At 69.1% G+C, this 19,767-nt stretch carries 17 protein-coding genes and 1 pseudogene; 11 read left to right on the top strand and 7 right to left on the bottom strand.

The genetic code is table 11. The annotated features are described in order from the left end of the window. Positions 1-30: 30 nt before the first annotated feature. The gene (locus ACFYTE_RS01920; protein ID WP_388703497.1) at positions 31-1,047 is read right to left on the bottom strand and encodes a 4-hydroxy-3-methylbut-2-enyl diphosphate reductase; all 1,017 of its coding nucleotides are present in this window, start codon (positions 1,045-1,047) and stop codon (positions 31-33) included. A 199-nt stretch (positions 1,048-1,246) separates the two neighbouring features. Between ACFYTE_RS01920 and xseA the strand changes: the two genes are divergently transcribed. Together xseA and ACFYTE_RS01910 are read left to right on the top strand one after the other, a co-directional pair. Beyond that, a complete protein-coding gene (gene xseA / locus ACFYTE_RS01915) occupies positions 1,247-2,455 on the top strand; it encodes an exodeoxyribonuclease VII large subunit (RefSeq protein ID WP_388703496.1) in 1,209 nt (402 codons plus the stop codon). Positions 2,456-2,464: 9 nt separating this feature from the next. Further along, positions 2,465-2,725, top strand: a complete 261-nt coding sequence (locus ACFYTE_RS01910) for an exodeoxyribonuclease VII small subunit (RefSeq protein WP_388703493.1) — start codon at positions 2,465-2,467, stop codon at positions 2,723-2,725. Positions 2,726-2,847: 122 nt separating this feature from the next. Here ACFYTE_RS01910 and ACFYTE_RS01905 read toward each other — a convergent pair whose 3' ends face one another. Further along, the gene (locus tag ACFYTE_RS01905; protein WP_388703491.1) at positions 2,848-3,372 is read right to left on the bottom strand and encodes a DUF4245 domain-containing protein; all 525 of its coding nucleotides are present in this window, start codon (positions 3,370-3,372) and stop codon (positions 2,848-2,850) included. Between the two features lie 126 nt (positions 3,373-3,498). Between ACFYTE_RS01905 and glpX the strand changes: the two genes are divergently transcribed. Further along, positions 3,499-4,533, top strand: coding sequence for a class II fructose-bisphosphatase (gene glpX, locus ACFYTE_RS01900; protein WP_388703488.1), 1,035 nt, complete (start codon positions 3,499-3,501; stop codon positions 4,531-4,533). 129 nt (positions 4,534-4,662) lie between these two features. Here glpX and ACFYTE_RS01895 read toward each other — a convergent pair whose 3' ends face one another. Next, complete coding sequence (locus tag ACFYTE_RS01895; RefSeq protein WP_388703485.1) at positions 4,663-5,040, bottom strand: WhiB family transcriptional regulator; 378 nt, start codon at positions 5,038-5,040, stop codon at positions 4,663-4,665. A 174-nt stretch (positions 5,041-5,214) separates the two neighbouring features. Beyond that, positions 5,215-5,910 carry a DUF1707 domain-containing protein gene (locus tag ACFYTE_RS01890; protein ID WP_388703482.1) on the bottom strand — a complete coding sequence of 232 codons (696 nt, stop codon included), beginning with the start codon at positions 5,908-5,910 and terminating at the stop codon, positions 5,215-5,217. Between the two features lie 340 nt (positions 5,911-6,250). Between ACFYTE_RS01890 and ACFYTE_RS01885 the strand changes: the two genes are divergently transcribed. The 5 genes from ACFYTE_RS01885 (at position 6,251) to ACFYTE_RS01865 (ending at position 10,668) form a co-directional block, all read left to right on the top strand. Next, complete coding sequence (locus ACFYTE_RS01885; RefSeq protein WP_388703479.1) at positions 6,251-7,945, top strand: fumarate hydratase; 1,695 nt, start codon at positions 6,251-6,253, stop codon at positions 7,943-7,945. 153 nt (positions 7,946-8,098) lie between these two features. Then, positions 8,099-8,341, top strand: coding sequence for a hypothetical protein (locus ACFYTE_RS01880; RefSeq protein ID WP_360942127.1), 243 nt, complete (start codon positions 8,099-8,101; stop codon positions 8,339-8,341). After that, entirely contained in the window at positions 8,313-8,837 is a 525-nt protein-coding gene (locus tag ACFYTE_RS01875) for a DUF6879 family protein (RefSeq protein ID WP_360942124.1), read from the top strand. The genes ACFYTE_RS01880 and ACFYTE_RS01875 overlap by 29 nt, the downstream gene beginning before the upstream one ends. A 15-nt stretch (positions 8,838-8,852) precedes the next feature. Next, positions 8,853-9,701 (top strand): helix-turn-helix domain-containing protein, encoded by an 849-nt coding sequence (locus tag ACFYTE_RS01870; RefSeq protein WP_388703477.1) that lies wholly within the window; start codon positions 8,853-8,855, stop codon positions 9,699-9,701. A gap of 760 nt (positions 9,702-10,461) precedes the next feature. Further along, entirely contained in the window at positions 10,462-10,668 is a 207-nt protein-coding gene (locus ACFYTE_RS01865) for a DUF397 domain-containing protein (RefSeq protein WP_388703474.1), read from the top strand. A 331-nt stretch (positions 10,669-10,999) separates the two neighbouring features. On the opposite strand, the gene ACFYTE_RS01860 is transcribed toward ACFYTE_RS01865, so the two are convergent. The 3 genes and pseudogenes from ACFYTE_RS01860 to ACFYTE_RS01850 form a co-directional block, all read right to left on the bottom strand. Then, positions 11,000-11,578 (bottom strand): recombinase family protein, encoded by a 579-nt coding sequence (locus ACFYTE_RS01860; RefSeq protein ID WP_388703472.1) that lies wholly within the window; start codon positions 11,576-11,578, stop codon positions 11,000-11,002. 476 nt (positions 11,579-12,054) lie between these two features. Next, positions 12,055-12,195 (bottom strand): annotated as a pseudogene (locus ACFYTE_RS01855) (HNH endonuclease); the annotation flags it as partial. A gap of 640 nt (positions 12,196-12,835) precedes the next feature. Next, a complete protein-coding gene (locus ACFYTE_RS01850; protein ID WP_388703470.1) occupies positions 12,836-14,404 on the bottom strand; it encodes a recombinase family protein in 1,569 nt (522 codons plus the stop codon). A 736-nt stretch (positions 14,405-15,140) separates the two neighbouring features. Between ACFYTE_RS01850 and ACFYTE_RS01845 the strand changes: the two genes are divergently transcribed. The 3 genes from ACFYTE_RS01845 (at position 15,141) to ACFYTE_RS01835 (ending at position 19,686) form a co-directional block, all read left to right on the top strand. Further along, entirely contained in the window at positions 15,141-16,538 is a 1,398-nt protein-coding gene (locus tag ACFYTE_RS01845) for a class II fumarate hydratase (protein ID WP_388703467.1), read from the top strand. A 72-nt stretch (positions 16,539-16,610) separates the two neighbouring features. Continuing rightward, a complete protein-coding gene (locus ACFYTE_RS01840) occupies positions 16,611-17,312 on the top strand; it encodes a DUF402 domain-containing protein (RefSeq protein ID WP_388703464.1) in 702 nt (233 codons plus the stop codon). A gap of 295 nt (positions 17,313-17,607) precedes the next feature. Beyond that, positions 17,608-19,686 (top strand): SpoIIE family protein phosphatase, encoded by a 2,079-nt coding sequence (locus ACFYTE_RS01835; RefSeq protein WP_388703461.1) that lies wholly within the window; start codon positions 17,608-17,610, stop codon positions 19,684-19,686. Positions 19,687-19,767: the final 81 nt, after the last annotated feature.

Here is a 19,767-nt window from a genome sequence, read left to right as displayed (position 1 = left end):
CCGACAGTCACGCGCCGGGCTATCGCCTGCTCACACGTCCGCCGTACCCGAACCGCCGCGCGCGGCGACCAGGGCGGCCGCCTCCTCGCGCAGATCGCGGCGCAGCTCCTTGGGAAGCGAGAAGATGATGGACTCCTCGGCCGCCTTGACGATCTCGACGTCCGCGTAACCGCGCTCGGCGAGCCAGTCCAGGACCTGCTCGACCAGGACCTCCGGAACGGAGGCGCCGGAGGTCACGCCGACCGTGGTCACGCCCTCCAGCCAGGACTCGTCGATCTCGGCGGCGAAGTCCACCAGGTACGCCGCGCGCGCGCCGGCCAGCTTGGCGACCTCCACGAGCCGCTTGGAGTTGGAGGAGTTGCGGGAGCCGACCACGATGACCAGGTCGGCCTCCTCGCCCATCTGCTTCACGGCGAGCTGACGGTTCTGCGTGGCGTAGCAGATGTCGTCGCTGGGCGGGGAGATCAGCTGCGGAAACTTCTCCTTCAGCGCGTCCACGGTCTCCATGGTCTCGTCCACGGAGAGCGTGGTCTGGGACAGCCAGACCACCTTGGACGGGTCGCGGACCTCGACCTTGGCGACGTCCTCGGGGCCGTCGACCAGCTGGATGTGGTCCGGGGCCTCCCCGGAGGTGCCGATGACCTCCTCGTGGCCCTCATGACCGATCAGGAGGATGTCGTAGTCCTCCTTGGCGAACCGGACGGCTTCCTTGTGGACCTTGGTGACCAGCGGGCAGGTGGCGTCGATGGTGGCGAGCCGGCCGCGCTCGGCCTCCTCGTGGACGACGGGTGCCACGCCGTGCGCCGAGAACATCACGATGCTGCCCGGCGGCACCTCCTCGGTGCGTTCGACGAAGACGGCGCCCTTCTTCTCCAGGGTCTGGACCACGTACTTGTTGTGAACGATCTCGTGCCGGACATAGATCGGGGCCCCGTACTGCTCCAGGGCCTTCTCGACGGCGATCACGGCGCGGTCCACGCCCGCGCAGTAGCCCCGGGGGGCGGCGAGCAGGACACGGCGGCCAGGCAGGGCAGTCATGGCACCCATCGTAAGGCCGCCTCCGGGGGACCAAAGAGCGCGTGCGCGTACCGTGCACGGGAAGACTGGGCGACGGCCCCGGAGGGACCGGAAGGGGCAGGAGGGGGCGGCCCCGGTGGTGGGCGCGGTGTGGGCGGCGGCGGGCCTCGCGGTGCCGGCCGCGCAGCGAGGGCGCCGGATTGTCGGAGGGGCCCGTTAGTCTCGCGGCATGGCTGTGAACACGTCCGCGGAGACCCCGCTGCCCGTCGGCGAGGTGTCGCGGCTCATCGGGAGATGGATCGACCGGCTCGGGGCGGTGTGGGTCGAGGGGCAGATCACGCAGTTGTCGCGGCGGCCGGGCGCGGGCGTCGTCTTCCTGACGCTGCGCGACCCGTCGTACGACATCTCGGTGAGCGTGACCTGCTACCGGCAGGTGTTCGACGCGGTCGCCGACGTCGTCGGCGAGGGCGCCCGCGTCGTCGTGCACGCCAAACCGGAGTGGTACGCGCCGCGCGGGCAGCTGTCGCTGCGCGCCGCCGAGATACGGCCCGTGGGGGTCGGCGAGCTGCTGGCCCGGCTGGAGCAGCTGAAGAAGGCCCTGGCCGCGGAGGGGCTGTTCGCGCCCGAGCGCAAGCGCCCGCTGCCCTTCCTGCCGCAGCTGATCGGCCTCGTGTGCGGTCGCGCGTCCGCCGCGGAGCGGGACGTGCTGGAGAACGCGCGCCACCGCTGGCCCGCCGTCCGCTTCGAGGTGCGCAACGTGCCCGTGCAGGGCGTGCACGCGGTGCCCCAGGTCGTGCAGGCGGTCAAGGAGCTGGACGAGACCGACGCCGTGGACGTGATCATCGTCGCCCGGGGCGGCGGCAGCGTGGAGGACCTGCTGCCGTTCTCCGACGAACAACTCGTCCGCGCCGTCGCCGCGTGTCGTACGCCCGTGGTGTCCGCGATCGGCCACGAGCCGGACCATCCGCTCCTGGACTTCGTGGCCGACCTGCGCGCCTCCACCCCGACGGACGCGGCGAAGAAGGTCGTACCGGACGTGGGCGAGGAGCTGGAGCGGGTGCGGATGCTGCGGGGCCGGGCGCGACGGTGCGTGGAGGCGCTGGTGGAGCGCGAGGAGCGAGGGCTGGCGCATGCGCTGGCCCGGCCCTCGATGGAGGACCCGCACCGGATGATCGACGAGCGCGCGGACCATGTCGCCTCGCTGGTCGACCGCAGCCGGCGCACCCTGGGCCATCTCCTGGACCGCGCGGACTCCGAGCTGGCGCACACGCACGCGCGCGTGGTGGCCCTCTCCCCCGCGGCGACGCTGAAGCGCGGGTACGCGGTGCTGCAGCGGGCCGACGGGCATGTGGTGCGGGATCCGGCGGAGGTGACGGCGGCCGAGGCGCTGCGGGCGCGGGTCGCCGAGGGCGAGTTCACGGTACGAGTCGACGCTTAGGGTGAACGGATGACCGGCAAGGTGGAAGAGGCGCTCTCCTACGAGCAGGCGCGGGACGAGCTGATCGAGGTCGTACGGCGGCTGGAGGCGGGCGGGACGAGCCTGGAGGAGTCCCTCGCTCTCTGGGAGCGCGGCGAGGAGCTGGCCAAGGTGTGCCGGCGCTGGCTGGAGGGCGCGCGGGCGCGGCTGGACGCCGCCCTGGCCGAGGAGGAAGCGCACGAAGCGGAGGAAGCAGCTGACGCGGAGGGCCCGGGGAAAGCCGGCGAGTAGCGGATGCCGAGGGGCGTCGCCATCGATGGCGTCAGCCGCGTACAGCTACGCGCAGACGGTGCGGGCGGTGCCGCTCGGCGAGCCGGGCGGCGGCTCCCCCGCGCGCGTGCGGGGTCCGCGGGTCACGACAGCTTCAGCGACTGCGCCATCTTCGCCAGCTGCTCGAACGACGCCGTGCCCGCGACCACCGTGGTGGAGCCGGGCGTGTCCTCCAGCACGAGGGCGTCGTAGCGGCCGCCGGTGTAGCGCTTCCAGGTGCGGTCGCCGATCTTCTCGGTGACGTCGGTGGCCCGCGCGCCCTGGCTGGCCTGGTCGATGAACTCGGCGCGCTTCTGGGTGGACTGCTCGATCTGCACGTACTGTCCGTCGGGGTCCTGGAAGCCCAGGTGCCAGCGCTCGGAGTTCGTCCCCTGGAAGCGGACCGAGGTCGCCTTCCAATCGTCCGGCAGGCCATCAGGCGCGGCGACCGGGTAGGACGCGGCGCGCTGCGCCGTGAGCAGTTCCACGCGGTAGTCGACCCGCTTGAGGTCGGGAGCGTGGTCGTCGTGCGGGATGAAGACGTAGATGACGGCCGCCGCCATCCCGATCAGGCCCAGGGAGAGAATCATGTCCCGGACCGTTTTCTGCTTGCCGTTCGAACCTGCCACGCCCCTATCGTCGCAGGTGCCCGGCGTGCTCATCCGTGGGGGCCCCTGCTCATTCTGTACCCCGGACGGTAGAGTCGGGACGAACACCCTCATCCGGCCGTCGTCGTATCAGAAAGGTGCGCTCCGATGACCGAGCATCATCATTTGCCGTCCGAACTCGACGTCCCCTCCGAGGCTCCCGACCGGAACCTGGCCCTGGAACTCGTCCGGGTGACCGAGGCCGCGGCGATGGCCGCCGGCCGCTGGGTCGGGCGCGGTGACAAGAACGGCGCCGACGGTGCCGCGGTCCGCGCCATGCGCTCCCTCGTCTCGACCGTCTCGATGAACGGCGTGGTCGTCATCGGCGAGGGCGAGAAGGACGAGGCCCCGATGCTCTTCAACGGGGAGCGCGTGGGTGACGGGACCGGGCCCGAGTGCGACATCGCCGTCGACCCGATCGACGGCACGACACTGACCGCCAAGGGCATGCCGAACGCGATCGCAGTCCTCGCGGCGGCCGAGCGCGGCTCCATGTTCGACCCGTCCGCCGTCTTCTACATGGACAAGCTGGTCACGGGGCCGGAGGCGGCGGACTTCGTCGACATCGACGCGCCCGTGTCGGTGAACATCCGCCGGGTCGCGAAGGCGAAGCGGTCCACGCCCGAGGACGTCACGGTGGTCATCCTCGACCGGCCGCGGCACGACGGCATCATCAAGGAGGTCCGGGAGACCGGCGCGCGCATCAAGCTGATCTCCGACGGCGATGTGGCCGGCTCGATCCTCGCCCTGCGCGAGGGCACCGGCATCGATCTGCTGCTCGGCGTGGGCGGCACCCCCGAGGGCATCATCTCGGCGTGCGCCGTGAAGTGCCTGGGCGGGACCATCCAGGGCAAGCTGTGGCCGAAGGACGACGAGGAGCGGCAGCGGGCGCTGGACGCGGGGCATGACCTGGATCGCGTGCTGACCACGGAGGACCTGGTCACCGGCGAGAACGTCTTCTTCGTCGCCACCGGCATCACGGACGGCGAACTGCTGCGAGGGGTGCGGTATCGCTCCGAGACCGCCACGACCGACTCGATCGTGATGCGTTCGCGGTCCGGGACGGTCCGCCGGATCGACTCCGAGCACCGTCTGAGCAAGCTGCGCGCCTACAGCGCGATCGACTTCGACCGGGCGAAGTAGCGCACCAAGGCCAAGGAACCGGCATCGACTGGCGCCCCCTGTGCGGAGGGGGCGCCATGTGCCACATCGCCGACCCGGGCCGCGTCCGCCCGAAGGCCGGGCCCTGTCGATCGAACGGAAGCTCGGGGGTCAGCCTGCTGCTGCTATGCGGCCTGCCGCTCGTGCCGCCTTCTTCAGTTCCATGTCGCGGCGTCGGCGCCGGGCCAGCACCACGCGGCGTTCGGCGGCGGTGAGGCCGCCCCACACGCCGTACGGCTCGGGCTGGAGCAGCGCATGCTCTCGGCACTCGACCATGACCGGACAGCGCGCGCAGACCCGCTTGGCCGCTTCCTCGCGGGACAGCCGGGCGGCGGTCGGCTCCTTCGAAGGGGCGAAGAACAGGCCGGCCTCGTCCCGCCGGCACACCGCCTCGGTGTGCCAGGGGGCATCCTGGTCCCGCTCTCGCGCTGGCACCCGCTGGGCCGGAACGGCAGCTACCTGCAGGGACGAATGCGGCGGTTGCAGCACGGTCTACTCCTGACGACGGCTTCGCGAGCGAGAGACGATGCAGCAAGCCCTACCCGCTGTGCGCGCGCCTATGCACTGCGTCCCGATCCGCGGGAGCGCGGCGGCCGGTTCACGACCCCCCGCGCCGGCGCGCCCGGGACCGCGCCGTTCCGGATCCGGCCCGATGCGCAGCCGTCAATGCCCGAGATGCTTGCGCAAAGTCCCCTCGACCCTGTGGTGCACGCGGTCGAGGATGTCCGCGACGAGTTTCCCCCGCTTCGGCCGGGCCTCGACGCTGCCCAGCACGGCCCACCCGTCCACATAGACCACGGGCGCCTCGGGCTCGGCCGAATCCAGCGTGTGCACCTCGAAGTTGCCGAGCACGCCACCGCCGGTGCCACGCAGCGACACGTTCTCCGGCACACGGATCTGGACGTCGCCGAAGACCGACACCGCCTTGATGACGACCTGCTGGTACTCGAAGATCGCCTCACTGAGGTCGATCTCGACGCTGCCGAAGACCGAGTACGCGTGCATCCGGCGCCCGGCGCGCCAGCGGCCCTTGCGTACGGCGCTGCTGAACACCGCGACGATGTTGGCGTCCGCCTCCGTCGGTATCGCGCCGGGGGCGGGGCGGGGCGGCGCGTACGCCGAGGCGGCCGGGCGGCCGTGGGCGGCGGGCAGGTCGCGGATGAAGACCTCCAGCTCGCCGACCGTCTTGGCGTTCAGCACCCCCTCCACGCGCTCCGCGTGTTCGTCGGCGGTCAGGCGCCCCTCGGCGAGGGCGTCACGCAGGATGTCGGCGATCCGGTCCCGGTCCGCGTCCGAGGCGCGCAGTTCGGTGACGCGCGGTGCCGCGTCCTGCCGCTGGGCGTGCTTCTGAAGGTCCACGACGGCAGCGTACCGAAACGCGATAGATCGCGACTAGGGGTGTGGACGGCCCGCGCGTGGCGAACCGAGCCGGGGCGGGACCTCGCAGACGGGGGCGTGACGGACCGGACCCGAGGCATGACCTCACGAACGGGGGCGTGACGGACCGGACCCGAGGCATGACCCAGTGAACCGGGGCGTGGCGGGCTGAGCCCGACCTCACAGTCTGGCCGTCACCGCCAGGTTCTACGCTGGGGAGGCCCGCCGACGCCGGCGGGCCGCAGGCGACCGCCCCACAGCCAGCACGCCGAGGAGGCGAGTCGCCCGGACACGCTGCCTGTCGAGTGAGGAATGGGCGAAGATGCCACAGAGTTCCCCCCCAACCCGCCCTGCGTTCGCGTACACCGATCTGCTCCCCCAGGGCGAGGACACCACCCCGTACCGGCTGGTGACCTCCGAGGGTGTCTCCACCTTCGAGGCCGACGGGCGGACGTTCCTCAAGGTCGCGCCGGAGGCGCTGCGCAAGCTGGCCGAGGAGGCCATCCACGACATCCAGCACTATCTGCGCCCGGCCCACCTCGCGCAGCTGCGCCGCATCATCGACGACCCCGAGGCGTCGGCCAACGACAAGTTCGTCGCCCTGGACCTGCTGAAGAACGCGAACATCGCGGCGGCGGGCGTGCTCCCGATGTGCCAGGACACCGGCACGGCGATCGTGATGGGCAAGCGCGGGCAGCACGTCCTCACCGAGGGCGAGGACGAGAAGGCCCTCTCGCACGGCATCCACGACGCCTACACCAAGCTCAACCTGCGGTACTCGCAGATGGCACCGCTGACCATGTGGGAGGAGAAGAACACCGGTTCCAACCTCCCCGCGCAGATCGAGCTGTACGCCACCGACGGCGGCGCCTACAAGTTCCTCTTCATGGCGAAGGGCGGCGGCAGCGCCAACAAGTCGTTCCTGTACCAGGAGACGAAGGCCGTCCTGAACGAGGCCTCCATGATGAAGTTCCTGGAGGAGAAGATCCGTTCGCTCGGCACGGCCGCCTGCCCGCCGTACCACCTGGCGATCGTCGTCGGCGGCACCAGCGCGGAGTACGCGCTGAAGACCGCGAAGTACGCCTCCGCGCACTACCTGGACAACCTGCCCGCCGAGGGCTCGCCGCTCGGCCACGGCTTCCGGGACAAGGACCTGGAGCAGAAGGTCTTCGAACTGACCCAGCGGATCGGCATCGGCGCGCAGTTCGGCGGCAAGTACTTCTGCCACGACGTCCGCGTGGTCCGGCTGCCCCGGCACGGCGCGTCCTGCCCGGTCGCCATCGCCGTGTCCTGCTCGGCCGACCGCCAGGCGCTCGCCAAGATCACCGCCGAGGGTGTCTTCCTGGAGCAGTTGGAGACGGACCCGGCGCGCTTCCTGCCGGAGACGACGGACGAGCACCTGGACGAGTCCTCCGACGTCGTCAGGGTCGACCTCAACCAGCCGATGGACGCGATCCTCGCCGAGCTGACCAAGTACCCGGTCAAGACCCGGCTGTCCCTCACCGGCCCGCTGGTGGTGGCCCGTGACATCGCGCACGCGAAGATCAAGGAGCGGCTGGACGCGGGCGAGGAGATGCCGCAGTACCTGAAGGACCACCCGGTGTACTACGCGGGCCCGGCCAAGACCCCGCAGGGCTACGCGTCCGGCTCCTTCGGTCCCACCACGGCCGGCCGCATGGACTCCTACGTCGAGCAGTTCCAGGCCGCGGGCGGCTCCAAGGTGATGCTCGCCAAGGGCAACCGCAGCAAACAGGTCACGGCCGCGTGCGGCACGCACGGCGGGTTCTACCTCGGCTCCATCGGCGGTCCGGCGGCCCGGCTCGCCCAGGACTGCATCAAGAAGGTCGAGGTCGTCGAGTACGAGGAACTGGGCATGGAGGCCGTCTGGAAGATCGAGGTCGAGGACTTCCCGGCCTTCATCGTCGTCGACGACAAGGGCAACGACTTCTTCAGCCCGCAGCAACTCTCTCAGCCGACCTTTACCAGTATCCCCGTGCGGGGTCCGGGCCTGGGCTGACCCCGGCAGTAGCACCCACAGAGAGCCCCTGGCATCCGCCGGGGGCTCTTGCCGCTTCTCCTGGCCGAAACTGCGCCCTTGACGCGATCACTCTGCCCTCGCAAGGTTCGTTGCGTAGAAGTCCGTGCAATGCGCTTAGCCCGGGAGGCTGCTGTGTCGCTACGGTTCATCGCCAAGGACCCGAACACGGATGGGGCCAACTGCCCCACCGCGTGGGTGGACGAGGAGAAGCAAGAGATCGTGTTGCAGGGTTGGACGGTGGACGAGGCCACGCGTGCCGAGTGCCTGAAGACCGGTCCTATCCCCGACAGCGAGACCGTCATTCGGCTGCCCATGCGCATGGCCGCCGCTCTCCGGGAGGCATGCGATGCCGCAGACGGCACCGCCGTTCACTGAGCTGCTGGCGAACTGCCAGCGGTCCGCCGTACATCTTGAGATGCGCGACTTCTACGACGATCCCGACGAAGCCCCGCGCGTGGCCGCGTGGAAGGCCGGGCATCGGCCCGACCCGAACGACCGCGCCTCTTGGTGGCGTCCGTGGCTCGACATGGTGTCGGAAGCCGTCTCCCGTGGCGTGGTCATCCGCCGTGCCCGGATCGTCTCGGAGCCCGTGAGCGAGTACACGCGGTACCTGTACGACGGGACGTTTACCAACGTCGCCGCTGGTGAGCAGATCCGATGGCTTCCCCGCCGGAACGCATCAGACCTTGCCCTGCCGGGCAATGACTACTGGTGCTTCGATGATCGGTTGGTGAGGTTCGGCTACTTCTCGGGTGAGGGTGTCTACCTCGGCGATGAGGTGGACGACCGTCCCGAGGTGGTCAAGCTGTGCGCCTCGGCGTTCGAAGCCGTGTGGGACCGAGCGATTCCGCACGACCGCTACAAGATCTGAGGCCAGACAGCACCAATGGTCCGTTCCCCGTCGTCCAGCGTCCAGGATGCCCGTGAGGCACTTGCAGCACGTCTCCGGGAGATTCGCCTAGACGCTGGGCTGACGGCGCGGGAGGTGGCCCTACAGGCCGGCTGGCACCCCTCCAAGGCAAGTCGGTTGGAGAACGCGGTCACGCCGCCCTCTGACGCCGATATCCGGGCGTGGTGCGGCATCTGCGGAGCCGATGACCTAGCGCCCGACCTGATCGCCGCTTCACGCTCCGCTGAGTCGATGTACGTCGAATGGCGACGGCTACAGCGCACGGGCCTACGCCGCCTCCAAGAGTCATACGTGCCGCTCTTCGAGCGCACGCGGAACTTCCGGATCTACTGCTCCAATGTCGTGCCTGGGCTGCTCCAGACACCCGCCTACGCCACGGCGTTGCTCTCTGAGATCACCGACTTCCGGCAGTCCCCGAACGATGTGGCGGAAGCCGTCGCGGCCCGCATCGATCGGGCGCGCGTGCTGCGCCAAGGTGACCACCGCTTCGCGATCCTCGTTGAGGAAGCCGTGTTGCGGTATCGCATGGGCGACGCTGCCGTGATGGCCGGGCAGCTCGGGCACTTGTTGTCGATCATGTCGCTTCCGGCCGTATCCCTCGGTGTCGTGCCGTTCGAGGCTTCGCGGCACATGTGGCCGCTGGAGACGTTCAGCATCTACGACAGCGAGCAAGCGCAGGTGGAGCTACTGACTGCGGCTGTCAACGTCACCGCACCCTCGGAGATCGGGCAGTACGCCAAGGCATTCGATCGGCTGTCCGAGATTGCCGTCTACGGGGGCGCAGCACGCGCCCTGATCACCGATGCCATAGGGACCCTCGGGTAACTCGCGTGCAATTCCGTAGAACTTCGTAGAGCCCAACCGTGGCCCGTTCCTAGCGTGTTGGCCACGGAGCGCAGCTACGAGGAGCGGGCGACCATGGCGAGCGAAGCGAGAGCACGACTGGCTCAGAACATCGCAGAGCACGGAGACGACGGGGGGCTACTCGTCTTCAAAGACGCCGATGACCCGCTAGGGACCAGCGCAGAAGGCGCAGACCTGGCCCCGCATTCCGGCGTCGGCAGTCCCCGCCCGACGCTGCGCGAGCGAGTAGCGGAAGCCAACCGGCAGAGCCGCTTGGGCCGTCCGTGACGACAGCCCCGGAGCGCCCGAAGAAGAAGCGGCGGGCAGGCCGCACGGGGTACGGCGACAGGCCGCCCAGGCCGCCCAGCCTGATCGAGTGGCTGAACGAGATGGCGACCATTTGCGGGACGTGCTTGGGTCACCGGACGGTGTGGTGCCCTGGCTGTGCGGGCTTCGAGGGGTGCTCGACGTGCAACGGCCGCGAGAAGGTCGGTGCCCGCAGTGCGCGGGCGGAAGGCTCGACGGCTGGAGATGGTGAGGCGGTTCCTCGGCCGCATAGCTTGGCCAGCCTCCGTGTTCGTTACCTGGCTCTCATGCGGGTTGATCATCACGCTTGCTGCGACACACAACCTATGAACTCCCGTCCCGGTTAGTGGAAACCCTGGACAGGTCGAGCGGCCGGGGCGGGTTGTACGACGGTGCGGGGACCGCTTCCCCGCTGTTCGGAGAAGGGAACGGCAGCATGGCAGTGCCCGAATTCGAGTTCCGCACGTCGAGCGCGTGCACCTACAACAACAATGACCCGCGCTGCGTCGAGGTGGCCACCAACGTCCCCGGCAGGGTGGCGATCCGCAGCAGCGTGACGGGCCGCGCGGTCGAGTTCACCACCGAAGAGTGGATCGATTTCCTGACCGGTGCCAAGCTGGGGGAGTTCGACCTCTCGGCCTAGGAGAAGCCTTGCAGGAGTGCCCCCGCTGTGGCGGTGACTCGGCACCCGATCCCGAGCATGAGCGGGTGCGGTGGTGCCTGTCGTGCTGGCACGCGTGGGTTCTCCCGAGGCAGACCCCGTGTCCGGGCTTCCTGCCCCGATTCATGCCCGCGCTGCGGGTGTTGCGAGATCACCGGGGCTGACTCCCGAGGCCCCGCTGTCGGCCCCGTCCGTCTGTCGTTCCCCCGTGGCAGATGGGCGGGGCTTCCCCGTGTCGTACAGAGAGCGCGCGGGAACGACGAAACCCCCGGCCCGAGGAGGCGCGGGAGTTCCTGTTCGGCGCTGCTGCGCCCTACTCGGAGAGGTGGCGATAGACGGTGGCCTGCCCGACTCCGAGAGCCTTGGCGATCGTCCCGTAAGACTCTCCAGCCGCCCGGCGAGCCTTGGCCGCCGCGATCATGTCTTCGGTCATGGCCTTGGGCCTGCCCCCGGTACGGCCCTGAGCCTTGGCGGCTTCCAAACCGGCGCGGGTGCGCTCCACGATCATGTCTCGCTCAAGCTCGGCGAACGCGACCATCATCGTGAAGAAGAACTTCCCTTCGCCCTTCGGCGAATAGCTACCGGCGAGAGCGCCCGTGAGAATCCGCAGGGCGATGCCTCGGGCGTGAAGGTCCTCGGCGATGGTCAGCACGTCCTTCGTGGACCGTCCAAGGCGGTCCAGCTTCCAGACGACGAGCGTGTCACCCTCACGCATGTAGTCGAGTGCGGACATGAGCCCCGCGCGGTCGATGTTCTTGCCCGAAGCCTTGTCTTCGAAGACTCGGCTACAACCGGCCTCGGCCAGAGCGTCAGCCTGAAGCTGCGCATCCTGCGCCTTGGTGCTGACTCGCTTGTAGCCGATGAGGTGACCGGTGGTGGTGTTCGTCGTCATGCCCCGATCATTCCAAAACTCATTCCGAAACTCAAGGCTTGGAGGCAAGGTTCTGGAACGACTTTCGGAACGACCTAGGTCCCGAGGGCGGCCCGCTCGGCCACTGATCCACTAACCACCATTTTCGGAACGCCCTCGGGGGGCGTCCCTGTGGAGCGGTGCGGGAGTATCCGTCTCCATGCGTGGCGATGTGTCCGTTTCCTTTTGAATTCCCGAGAATTCCCACAAGACCGGGCCAATATGCGCACGCGCACGTCCGGCTAAGGCTGCGGGTGCCATGGAAGCATCCGGAAATCTTTCACCCCTCCCCTTCCCCTTGCGGGCCCATGGTCGGCAACCGACCGAGGTAGCAGAGAAGGCGGTGAGCGGCCCTGAGACGGGCCACGCGAGTCGGGCCGACAAGATCCTGAGCATCTGACTACGAGGCTCCGAGAGGGGCGCACAGGGCGTACGGCTCCCGCCTTGGCGCGACACACTCAGTACCTGATGCCCTTACGCCAATCGTTCTCGCGTCGGACATTGCAGGGCCGACAGAGAACACGGACGTTGTCGAGCGTGTTGGTTCCCCCCTCGGCCAACCGCCGGATGTGGTCGCCGGTTAGGTCGGTAGTGCTCCCACAGAAGAAGCACCAGGGTTGGGGCCGCTATCGCTGCAGCCCTGGCCTTACGCCACTGGTAGTCATACCTGCCCGCTACGCGGGTGTTCTTACTCGGATACCTACGCCTGCCACTGGTCGGGCAGAGCGGGCACCGCTGCCCGAGCGGATGCAGCCGGTTGTGTTTGGGGCACACGCTGTACGGCATGGGGGTTCCTTGGATATTAGAAAGCCGCCTTCGGATTGGGGAGCGGCATTAGGTGGTTTGGTCTACGGCCTTGGGCTCCTCTGCCTCGGCCGGCTGGGCTCCGAGCCTGGTGGCGAAGGAGCGTTGTTCTCTCAGCTCCGGCTTCTCTTCGGAAGCCGTTCGCTCAAGCCTTGGCCGAGTGAGCGCAGCGAGCGAGTAGCGAACTAAGAAGCCTCGGCTCTGATGGCCGAGGCTGTTAAAAGTCTCTGAGTATTTAGGAGAGCCCCGCGTTCAAGCGGGGGCTCTCCTAGTGAATGCTACTGAACAGGGTCCACCTACCCCACGTTCTAGGCGGTCAGGGGTGGCGGAATCAAGTCTCGACCGTCCATAGCATGGTAGTGGCGACGGATTCAAAGGGCAGGCATGAAGGTGCCCCCGAAGCGTCCACGCAACGGGGGCTAGTTTCCAACTTTGTCAGTTCCCGGCGTAGGGCCGTCGAGCTGGAAGAATCCATTCAGATTCCGGCTCCGTCCAGAGATACCCATCGGGGACGTGAAGACCCGTCTCCTGCGCAATCTCCGAAACCTCGGGAATCCTGATGCGCGCCCGACGGTTCCCGTCATCGGTGAAGCCGACCGTCACAGTTATTCCATGACGCTGGATGAACACCCGCTTTTGCTCATCGTCCTTGCTTTCCCATTCTTCGGCGTATGTACGCCCGGTATCCTTCCAAGCCGGAGCGCCCTCCGCCTCTTTGATCTTTTCACGCAGTCTCTCCACCTTAGCGGATTGGAATTCATGCTGCTTCCAGTAACGCTCGACCTGAACATCCGACTTGATGCGACCGGCCAGGTAGTCACTCTCCAAACGGTCAAGAGTGGCTTCCGCTTCGGCTAGCTCGGACTTCGCTTGACTGATCGAGTTATTGACCCGCTCCATTACCGGCAAGGGACCCAGAGTGACCCTCACGAACTGACCAACGGCCATGTCGAGGTCTTCTCTTCGGATTCGTGCGGGACTCGGGCAGGTTCCCGTGTTGATGTTGTTGCAGGCGTAGTAGTAGAAGACCCTTCCGTTCTCCTTGGTCTTCTTGGAAGAAGACATCTTCGCGCTGCACAGGTCGCAGACGGCCACACCGCCCAGCATGGAGCGTGAAGGCGTGGCACGGGCCACCGGGCGATTGGCCGTGAGATCAGCAACCAGGGAAGCCCACTCCCCGTATTCCATCAGCGGCTCATCCGTGATCCGTACCGGTTCCCCGTCTTCATCTGCGACAGTCTCGCCCTTGTAGGTATAGATACCGCCCACCGTGGGGTTGGCCACGATCGCCCTAATGGCGTTAGCCGTCCAGGCGACACCCTTCGACTCATCACCGCGCTCAATTCGCAGATAGTCACGCCACGTTGGAACGTTGCGCTTATTCAGGTCGACGGCAATCTTGTAAGCGGACCAATCGCCCTTCAGCTTCTCAACGATGTCCCGGAGAAGGGCGGCGTACTCCGCATCCTGAATGAGCTTCTTGCCCCCGTCTTCTTGGCGCTCAAATCGGTAGCCGAACGGGAGCACACCACCGATCCACACCCCCTTCGCCTTCCGGGCCATCGAGCCAGACAGGGCACGGGCACGGATGGTGTCCAACTCCCCTTCCGCGAAGGCAGCGATGATCTGAGCGAACATCTTGCCCATGGGAGTGGACATGTCGATGCCCTCGGTCACGGACACGATCACCTTGCCGTGCTTCCGGCACCACTCGAAGACCTCGGCAAAGTGGCCCGCCTTCCTGCTGAGGCGGTCGAGCTTCCAGACGGCCAAGACGTCCCACTCATCGGCCCGCTCGTTGAACCAGGGACCGAGGCCCGGTCTCTTGAAGGGGTGCATGGCGCCGGACACGTCCACGTCCTCGGCCCACCCGACGATGCGTCCTTCTATAGAGGGGCCGTGCGCCCAGTGCTCGACAGCCGCCCGCTGCTTCTCCGGGCTGGTCGTGTCGTCCTTCATGACGGAGAGGCGGACGTTCCCCAGCACCCTCGGGTTAGAGATCATGCGCGGATGCTACGGCTGGTGCCGCGAGATGAACAAGTTGAACGACTTCTTCCAGGATCCTGCGCCCCAGCCGACGTTCACGTCGATTCCGGTACGGGGGCCCGGGCCGGCGTAGCACCTTCGGGGGCGGCAGGGACGAATGCCGCCCCCACCCCGTCCCCTCCCAGGGGCTCCGCCCCCTGAACGGGATGAGAGGCGCCGGCACAGGGTCACCAGAGCGACCTCTCGCCACGTCCGTATGAAGACACCGCGATCGACGGCCCCGCCGTCCGTCACCCGCGCGTGGTTGCATCCCCTGGACGGCTGGCACCCGGACCGGCGCAGACCACCCTTCACGCACGCGTGGAAACACTCACGCTCGCCGACTCCCGCCCCGGCCCCGTCACCCGCGCATGAACGCCCGCGACCGGGGCTCCGCCCCCCATCACCCGCCCGTGGAAACGTCGCCCAGACAATCGGCACCCGCACCCGGCGGAAGCCACCCGCCCCACGCCCATGGAAACGCCCACGACCGCCGACTCCCTCGCCCCGCCCCCCACCACCCGCCCGTGGAAACGTCGCCCAGATAACCGGCACCCGCACCCGCACCCGCACCCGGCGGAGCCGCCCGCGGGCAGGCGGAGGGAGCGGACCCGGCCCCAGGTCGTGGTGTGCGTGGGGAACCGTCGTGGGTCATTCGTCGGGGTGGGAACAGGTGTGATGCCGGGGGTGCTGTGACTGACGGAGGTGATCGGCAGTGGCCGACAAGGAGCAGGAGTACCGGATCGAGCACGACTCCATGGGGGAGGTGCGCGTTCCCGTGGAGGCGAAGTGGCGGGCCCAGACGCAGCGCGCCGTGGAGAACTTCCCGGTGTCCGGGCAGCGCATCGAGCGCGCCCACATCGAGGCGCTGGCCCGGATCAAGGCGGCGGCGGCGAAGGTGAACGCCGAGCTGGGCGTGCTCGACAAGGATGTCGCCGGGGCGATCCAGGACGCGGCCCGTGAGGTGGCTGAGGGCAGGTGGGACGGGCACTTCCCCGTCGACGTGTTCCAGACCGGGTCCGGGACGTCGTCCAACATGAACGCCAACGAGGTCATCGCCACGCTGGCGAGCGAACGGCTCGGCCGGGACGTGCATCCCAACGACCACGTCAACGCCTCGCAGTCGTCCAACGACGTCTTCCCCTCCAGCATCCACATCGCGGCCACCGCGGCCGTCACGCACGACCTGATCCCCGCCCTTGAGCACCTTGCGGACGCGCTGGCCCGCAAGTCCGCGGAGTTCGCCGACGTGGTGAAGTCGGGCCGGACGCACCTGATGGACGCCACCCCGGTGACCCTGGGTCAGGAGTTCGGCGGATACGCGGCCCAGGTGCGGTACGGCGTCGAGCGGCTGCACGCCACCCTGCCCCGGCTCGCCGAGCTGCCGCTGGGCGGCACCGCCGTCGGCACCGGCATCAACACCCCGCCGGGTTTCTCCGCCGCCGTCATCGAGGAGGTCGCCCGGGTCACCGGGCTGCCGCTCACCGAGGCCCGCGACCACTTCGAGGCGCAGGGTGCCCGGGACGGCATCGTGGAGGCCAGCGGCCAGCTGCGGACCATCGCCGTCGGCCTGACGAAGATCGCGAACGATCTGCGCTGGATGGCCTCGGGACCGCGGACCGGGCTCGCCGAGATCCGGCTCCCCGACCTCCAGCCGGGTTCCTCGATCATGCCCGGCAAGGTCAACCCGGTCGTCCCGGAGGCCGTTCTCATGGTCTGCGCACAGGTCATCGGCAACGACACGACCATCGCCACGGCAGGCGCCGCCGGGAACTTCGAGCTGAACGTCATGCTGCCGGTGCTCGCCAAGAACGTGCTGGAGTCGGTCCGGCTGCTCGCCAACGTCTCCCGGCTGCTCGCCGACCGGACGGTCGACGGCATCGTGGCCGACCGGGACCGGGCCCGCGAGTACGCCGAGTCGTCACCCTCCGTGGTCACTCCGCTGAACCGGTACATCGGCTACGAGGAGGCCGCGAAGGTGGCCAAGCGGGCCCTGGCCGAACGGAAGACGATCCGTCAGGCCGTCCTGGACGGCGGGTACGTGGAGCGCGGCGATCTGACGGTCGAACAGCTCGACGAAGCGCTGGATGTCCTGCGGATGACTCGGCCGTAACCGGAGGTTTCGGATGCGAGAACCGTGTCGCCCGGCGCAGCGTCGTATGCCTGGGGCACCTAATATCTGTGCATGGCAGACGGCGGAGCGGTGAGACGCGTGGCACGCGGAGGAGCGAGCGGTTCGGCGGGTTTCTGGGCGCCGGGCAGTCACATCCTGTGGCGGTACCGGGAGAACGGCGGCGAGCACGTCCACATCGCCCGCCCCGTCACCGTGGTCCAGGACGACGCGGAACTGCTCGCGGTGTGGCTGGCGCCCGGCACCGAGTGTGTGAAGCCGGTGCTGGCCGACGGCACGCCCGTGCACGTCGAGCCGCTGGAGTCCCGGTACACCAAGCCCCGTGCCGTGCAGCGCGACCGCTGGTTCGGCACGGGCGTGCTGAAGCTGGCCCGGCCGGGCGAGCCCTGGTCGGTGTGGCTGTTCTGGGAGCCGGGCTGGCGGTTCAAGAACTGGTACGTCAACCTCGAAGAGCCGCTGGTCCGTTGGCGCGGCGGGGTGGACTCCGAGGACCATTTCCTGGACATCTCCGTGCACCCGGACCGCAGTTGGCACTGGCGCGACGAGGACGAGTTCGCTCAGGCCCAGCGGGACGGGCTGATGGACCCCGGCCTGGCCGAGCGGGTGCGGCGGGCGGGGCGGTCCGCGGTGGAGGTGATCCAGGCGTGGGGTCCGCCGTTCTCGGAAGGCTGGCAGGGTTGGCGCCCGGATCCGTCCTGGGCGGTACCGTCGCTGCCTGAGGACTGGGACCGTACGCCCGCGCATGTGTCCTCATGAGACTCTTGATGCGCCCCCGGGCCACAACCGTAGGATCGTCCTCCGCAAGGACGCACAGCAGCAACTCCGGGTACGGACGCCGAGTCTGACCCAACGTCACCGAGGGGCGGCAGGACGTGAGCGAGGGGTACGAGGGCACCACCGGCGCGGACCGGAAACGGTTCGCCGGTGACACAGGAACAACCTCTGACCACGCGGGAAATCCGTTCCCGGGGCACATATTCCGGGTATCGGGACTTCTGCGGGACGAACTGCGCGCGCTGCGCGCAGCCCCGGACGGACGGATTCGACACGCGTGACGGAGCACCCCACCTCCTACGAACGCCCCCAGCCGGGCGCCGACCCCGCGGATCCCCGCGGGGCGCTCGTGCGTTCCCCGAAGTCCTACGGCGGCGCCGCCCTACCCGTACAGGCCCGCGCCGGCGAGACGCCCTCCTCGCCGGGTGCCGCCACGCCCCGCGGCAAGGAGAAGGAGCCCCCCGTCAACGGCCCCGAGCACGCACAGCCCGCCGCCGCGGAGAGCGACCCGCACCGTCCGCGTCCCACCCCGGCGCCCGACAGCATCCCGTCCCAGCCGGGCGGCGAGCAGGAGCGGGCGGCCGGCGGCCAGGAGCGACGTACCGGACGGGGGCTGCCACCCGGACGGCCCATGCCGATGCGGCGGGACGGGGACCGGTTGCGGTTCGTGGGCGCCGCGACCCGGCGGATCGCCCGCGGCATCGACCTGGACGAGATCGTGATGGGGCTGTGCCGGGCCACCGTGCCGACCTTCTCGGACGCGATCCTCGTCTATCTGCGCGACCCGCTGCCGGTGGGTGACGAGCGGCCCACCGGCCCGGTGGTGCTGCGGCTGCGCCGCACCGACCGGATCCCGGAGGAACGCGACACCGACGGCGGTTTCCTGCCGGTGCCGCCGGAACCGGAGCCGCCCGAGTTGTCGGGCCTGTCCGCGTTGACCGCCGAACTGTGCGAGGTGCGGCCGGGCGGCGCCCTCAACGAGGTGCTGCGCGGTGTCCGGCCGGTGTTCGGGGACGCGCCCGGAGCCCGCGCGGCGCTGCCCGAACTGCTCGGCGAGAGCGGCGAGTCGGCGGTGCCCGGCGGCCGGCACGCCATCCTCGCCCCGCTGCGCGGCCGCCGCCGTGTCATCGGTGCCGCCCTCTTCCTCCGCCGTCCCGAACGCCCGGCCTTCGAGGCCGACGACCTGCTGGTCGCCGCCCAGTTGGCCACCCACAGTGCCCTCGGCATCGACAAGGCGGTGCTGTACGGCCGCGAGGCCTACATCGCCGACGAGTTGCAGCGCACCATGCTGCCCGAGACCCTGCCCCGTCCGACCGGTGTCCGGCTCGCCTCCCGCTACCTGCCCGCCGCCGAGACCGCACGCGTCGGCGGTGACTGGTACGACGCCATTCCGCTGCCCGGCAGTCGGGTCGCCCTCGTCGTCGGCGACGTCATGGGCCACTCCATGACGTCCGCGGCCATCATGGGCCAGCTGCGCACCACCGCGCAGACCCTCGCCGGACTCGACCTGCCACCCCAGGAAGTGCTGCACCACCTGGACGAACAGGCCCAACGCCTCGGCACCGACCGCATGGCCACCTGCCTGTACGCGGTCTACGACCCCGTCTCGCACCGCATCACCATCGCCAACGCGGGACACCCGCCGCCGGTCCTGCTGCACCTGGGCGGGCGGGCCGAGGTGCTGCGGGTGCCGCCGGGCGCCCCCATCGGCGTCGGCGGAGTGGACTTCGAGGCGGTCGAACTGGAGGCGCCCGCCGGGGCCACGCTGCTGCTCTACACCGACGGGCTGGTCGAGTCCCGGCTGCGTGACGTGTGGACCGGCATAGAACAGCTGCGGGAGAAACTGGCCGCGACCGCGCAGCTGACCGGGCCCGACCATGCGCCGCCCCTGGAAGCGCTGTGCGACGAGGTGCTCGACATGCTCGGGCCGGGCGACCGGGACGACGACATCGCACTGCTCGCCGCGCGCTTCGACGGAATCGCCCCGAGCGACGTCGCGTACTGGTTCCTCGAACCGGAGGACGCCGCGCCCGGCCGGGCCCGCAGGCTCGCCCGGCACGCGCTGGCCGGCTGGGGCCTGGAGGAGCTGACCGACTCGGTCGAACTGCTGGTCAGCGAGGTCGTGACCAACGCCGTGCGCTATGCGTCACGCCCGGTCACGCTTCGTCTGCTGCGCACGGACGTGCTGCGCTGCGAGGTCGGCGACGATGTGCCGCAGCTGCCGCGGCTGCGGCAGGCCCGGGCCACGGACGAGGGCGGGCGCGGGCTCTATCTGGTGAACAAGATGGCTCGGCGCTGGGGCGCGACCCGGCTGAGCACCGGAAAGGTGGTCTGGTTCGAACTGAATCGGACTTAGACCCGGTCCAAAAGTTGCCGATGTCGTGGTGACGGAGTTGACTGGCTGAGGTGAACGAAGCGACCTGACGGAACCCCCATG

The organism is Streptomyces sp. NPDC004629 (assembly GCF_042873595.1).
In the GTDB taxonomy this organism is placed as follows: domain Bacteria; phylum Actinomycetota; class Actinomycetes; order Streptomycetales; family Streptomycetaceae; genus Streptomyces.
Note: the sequence above shows the minus strand (reverse complement) of the source record. Positions and strands in the feature narration are given on the sequence as shown.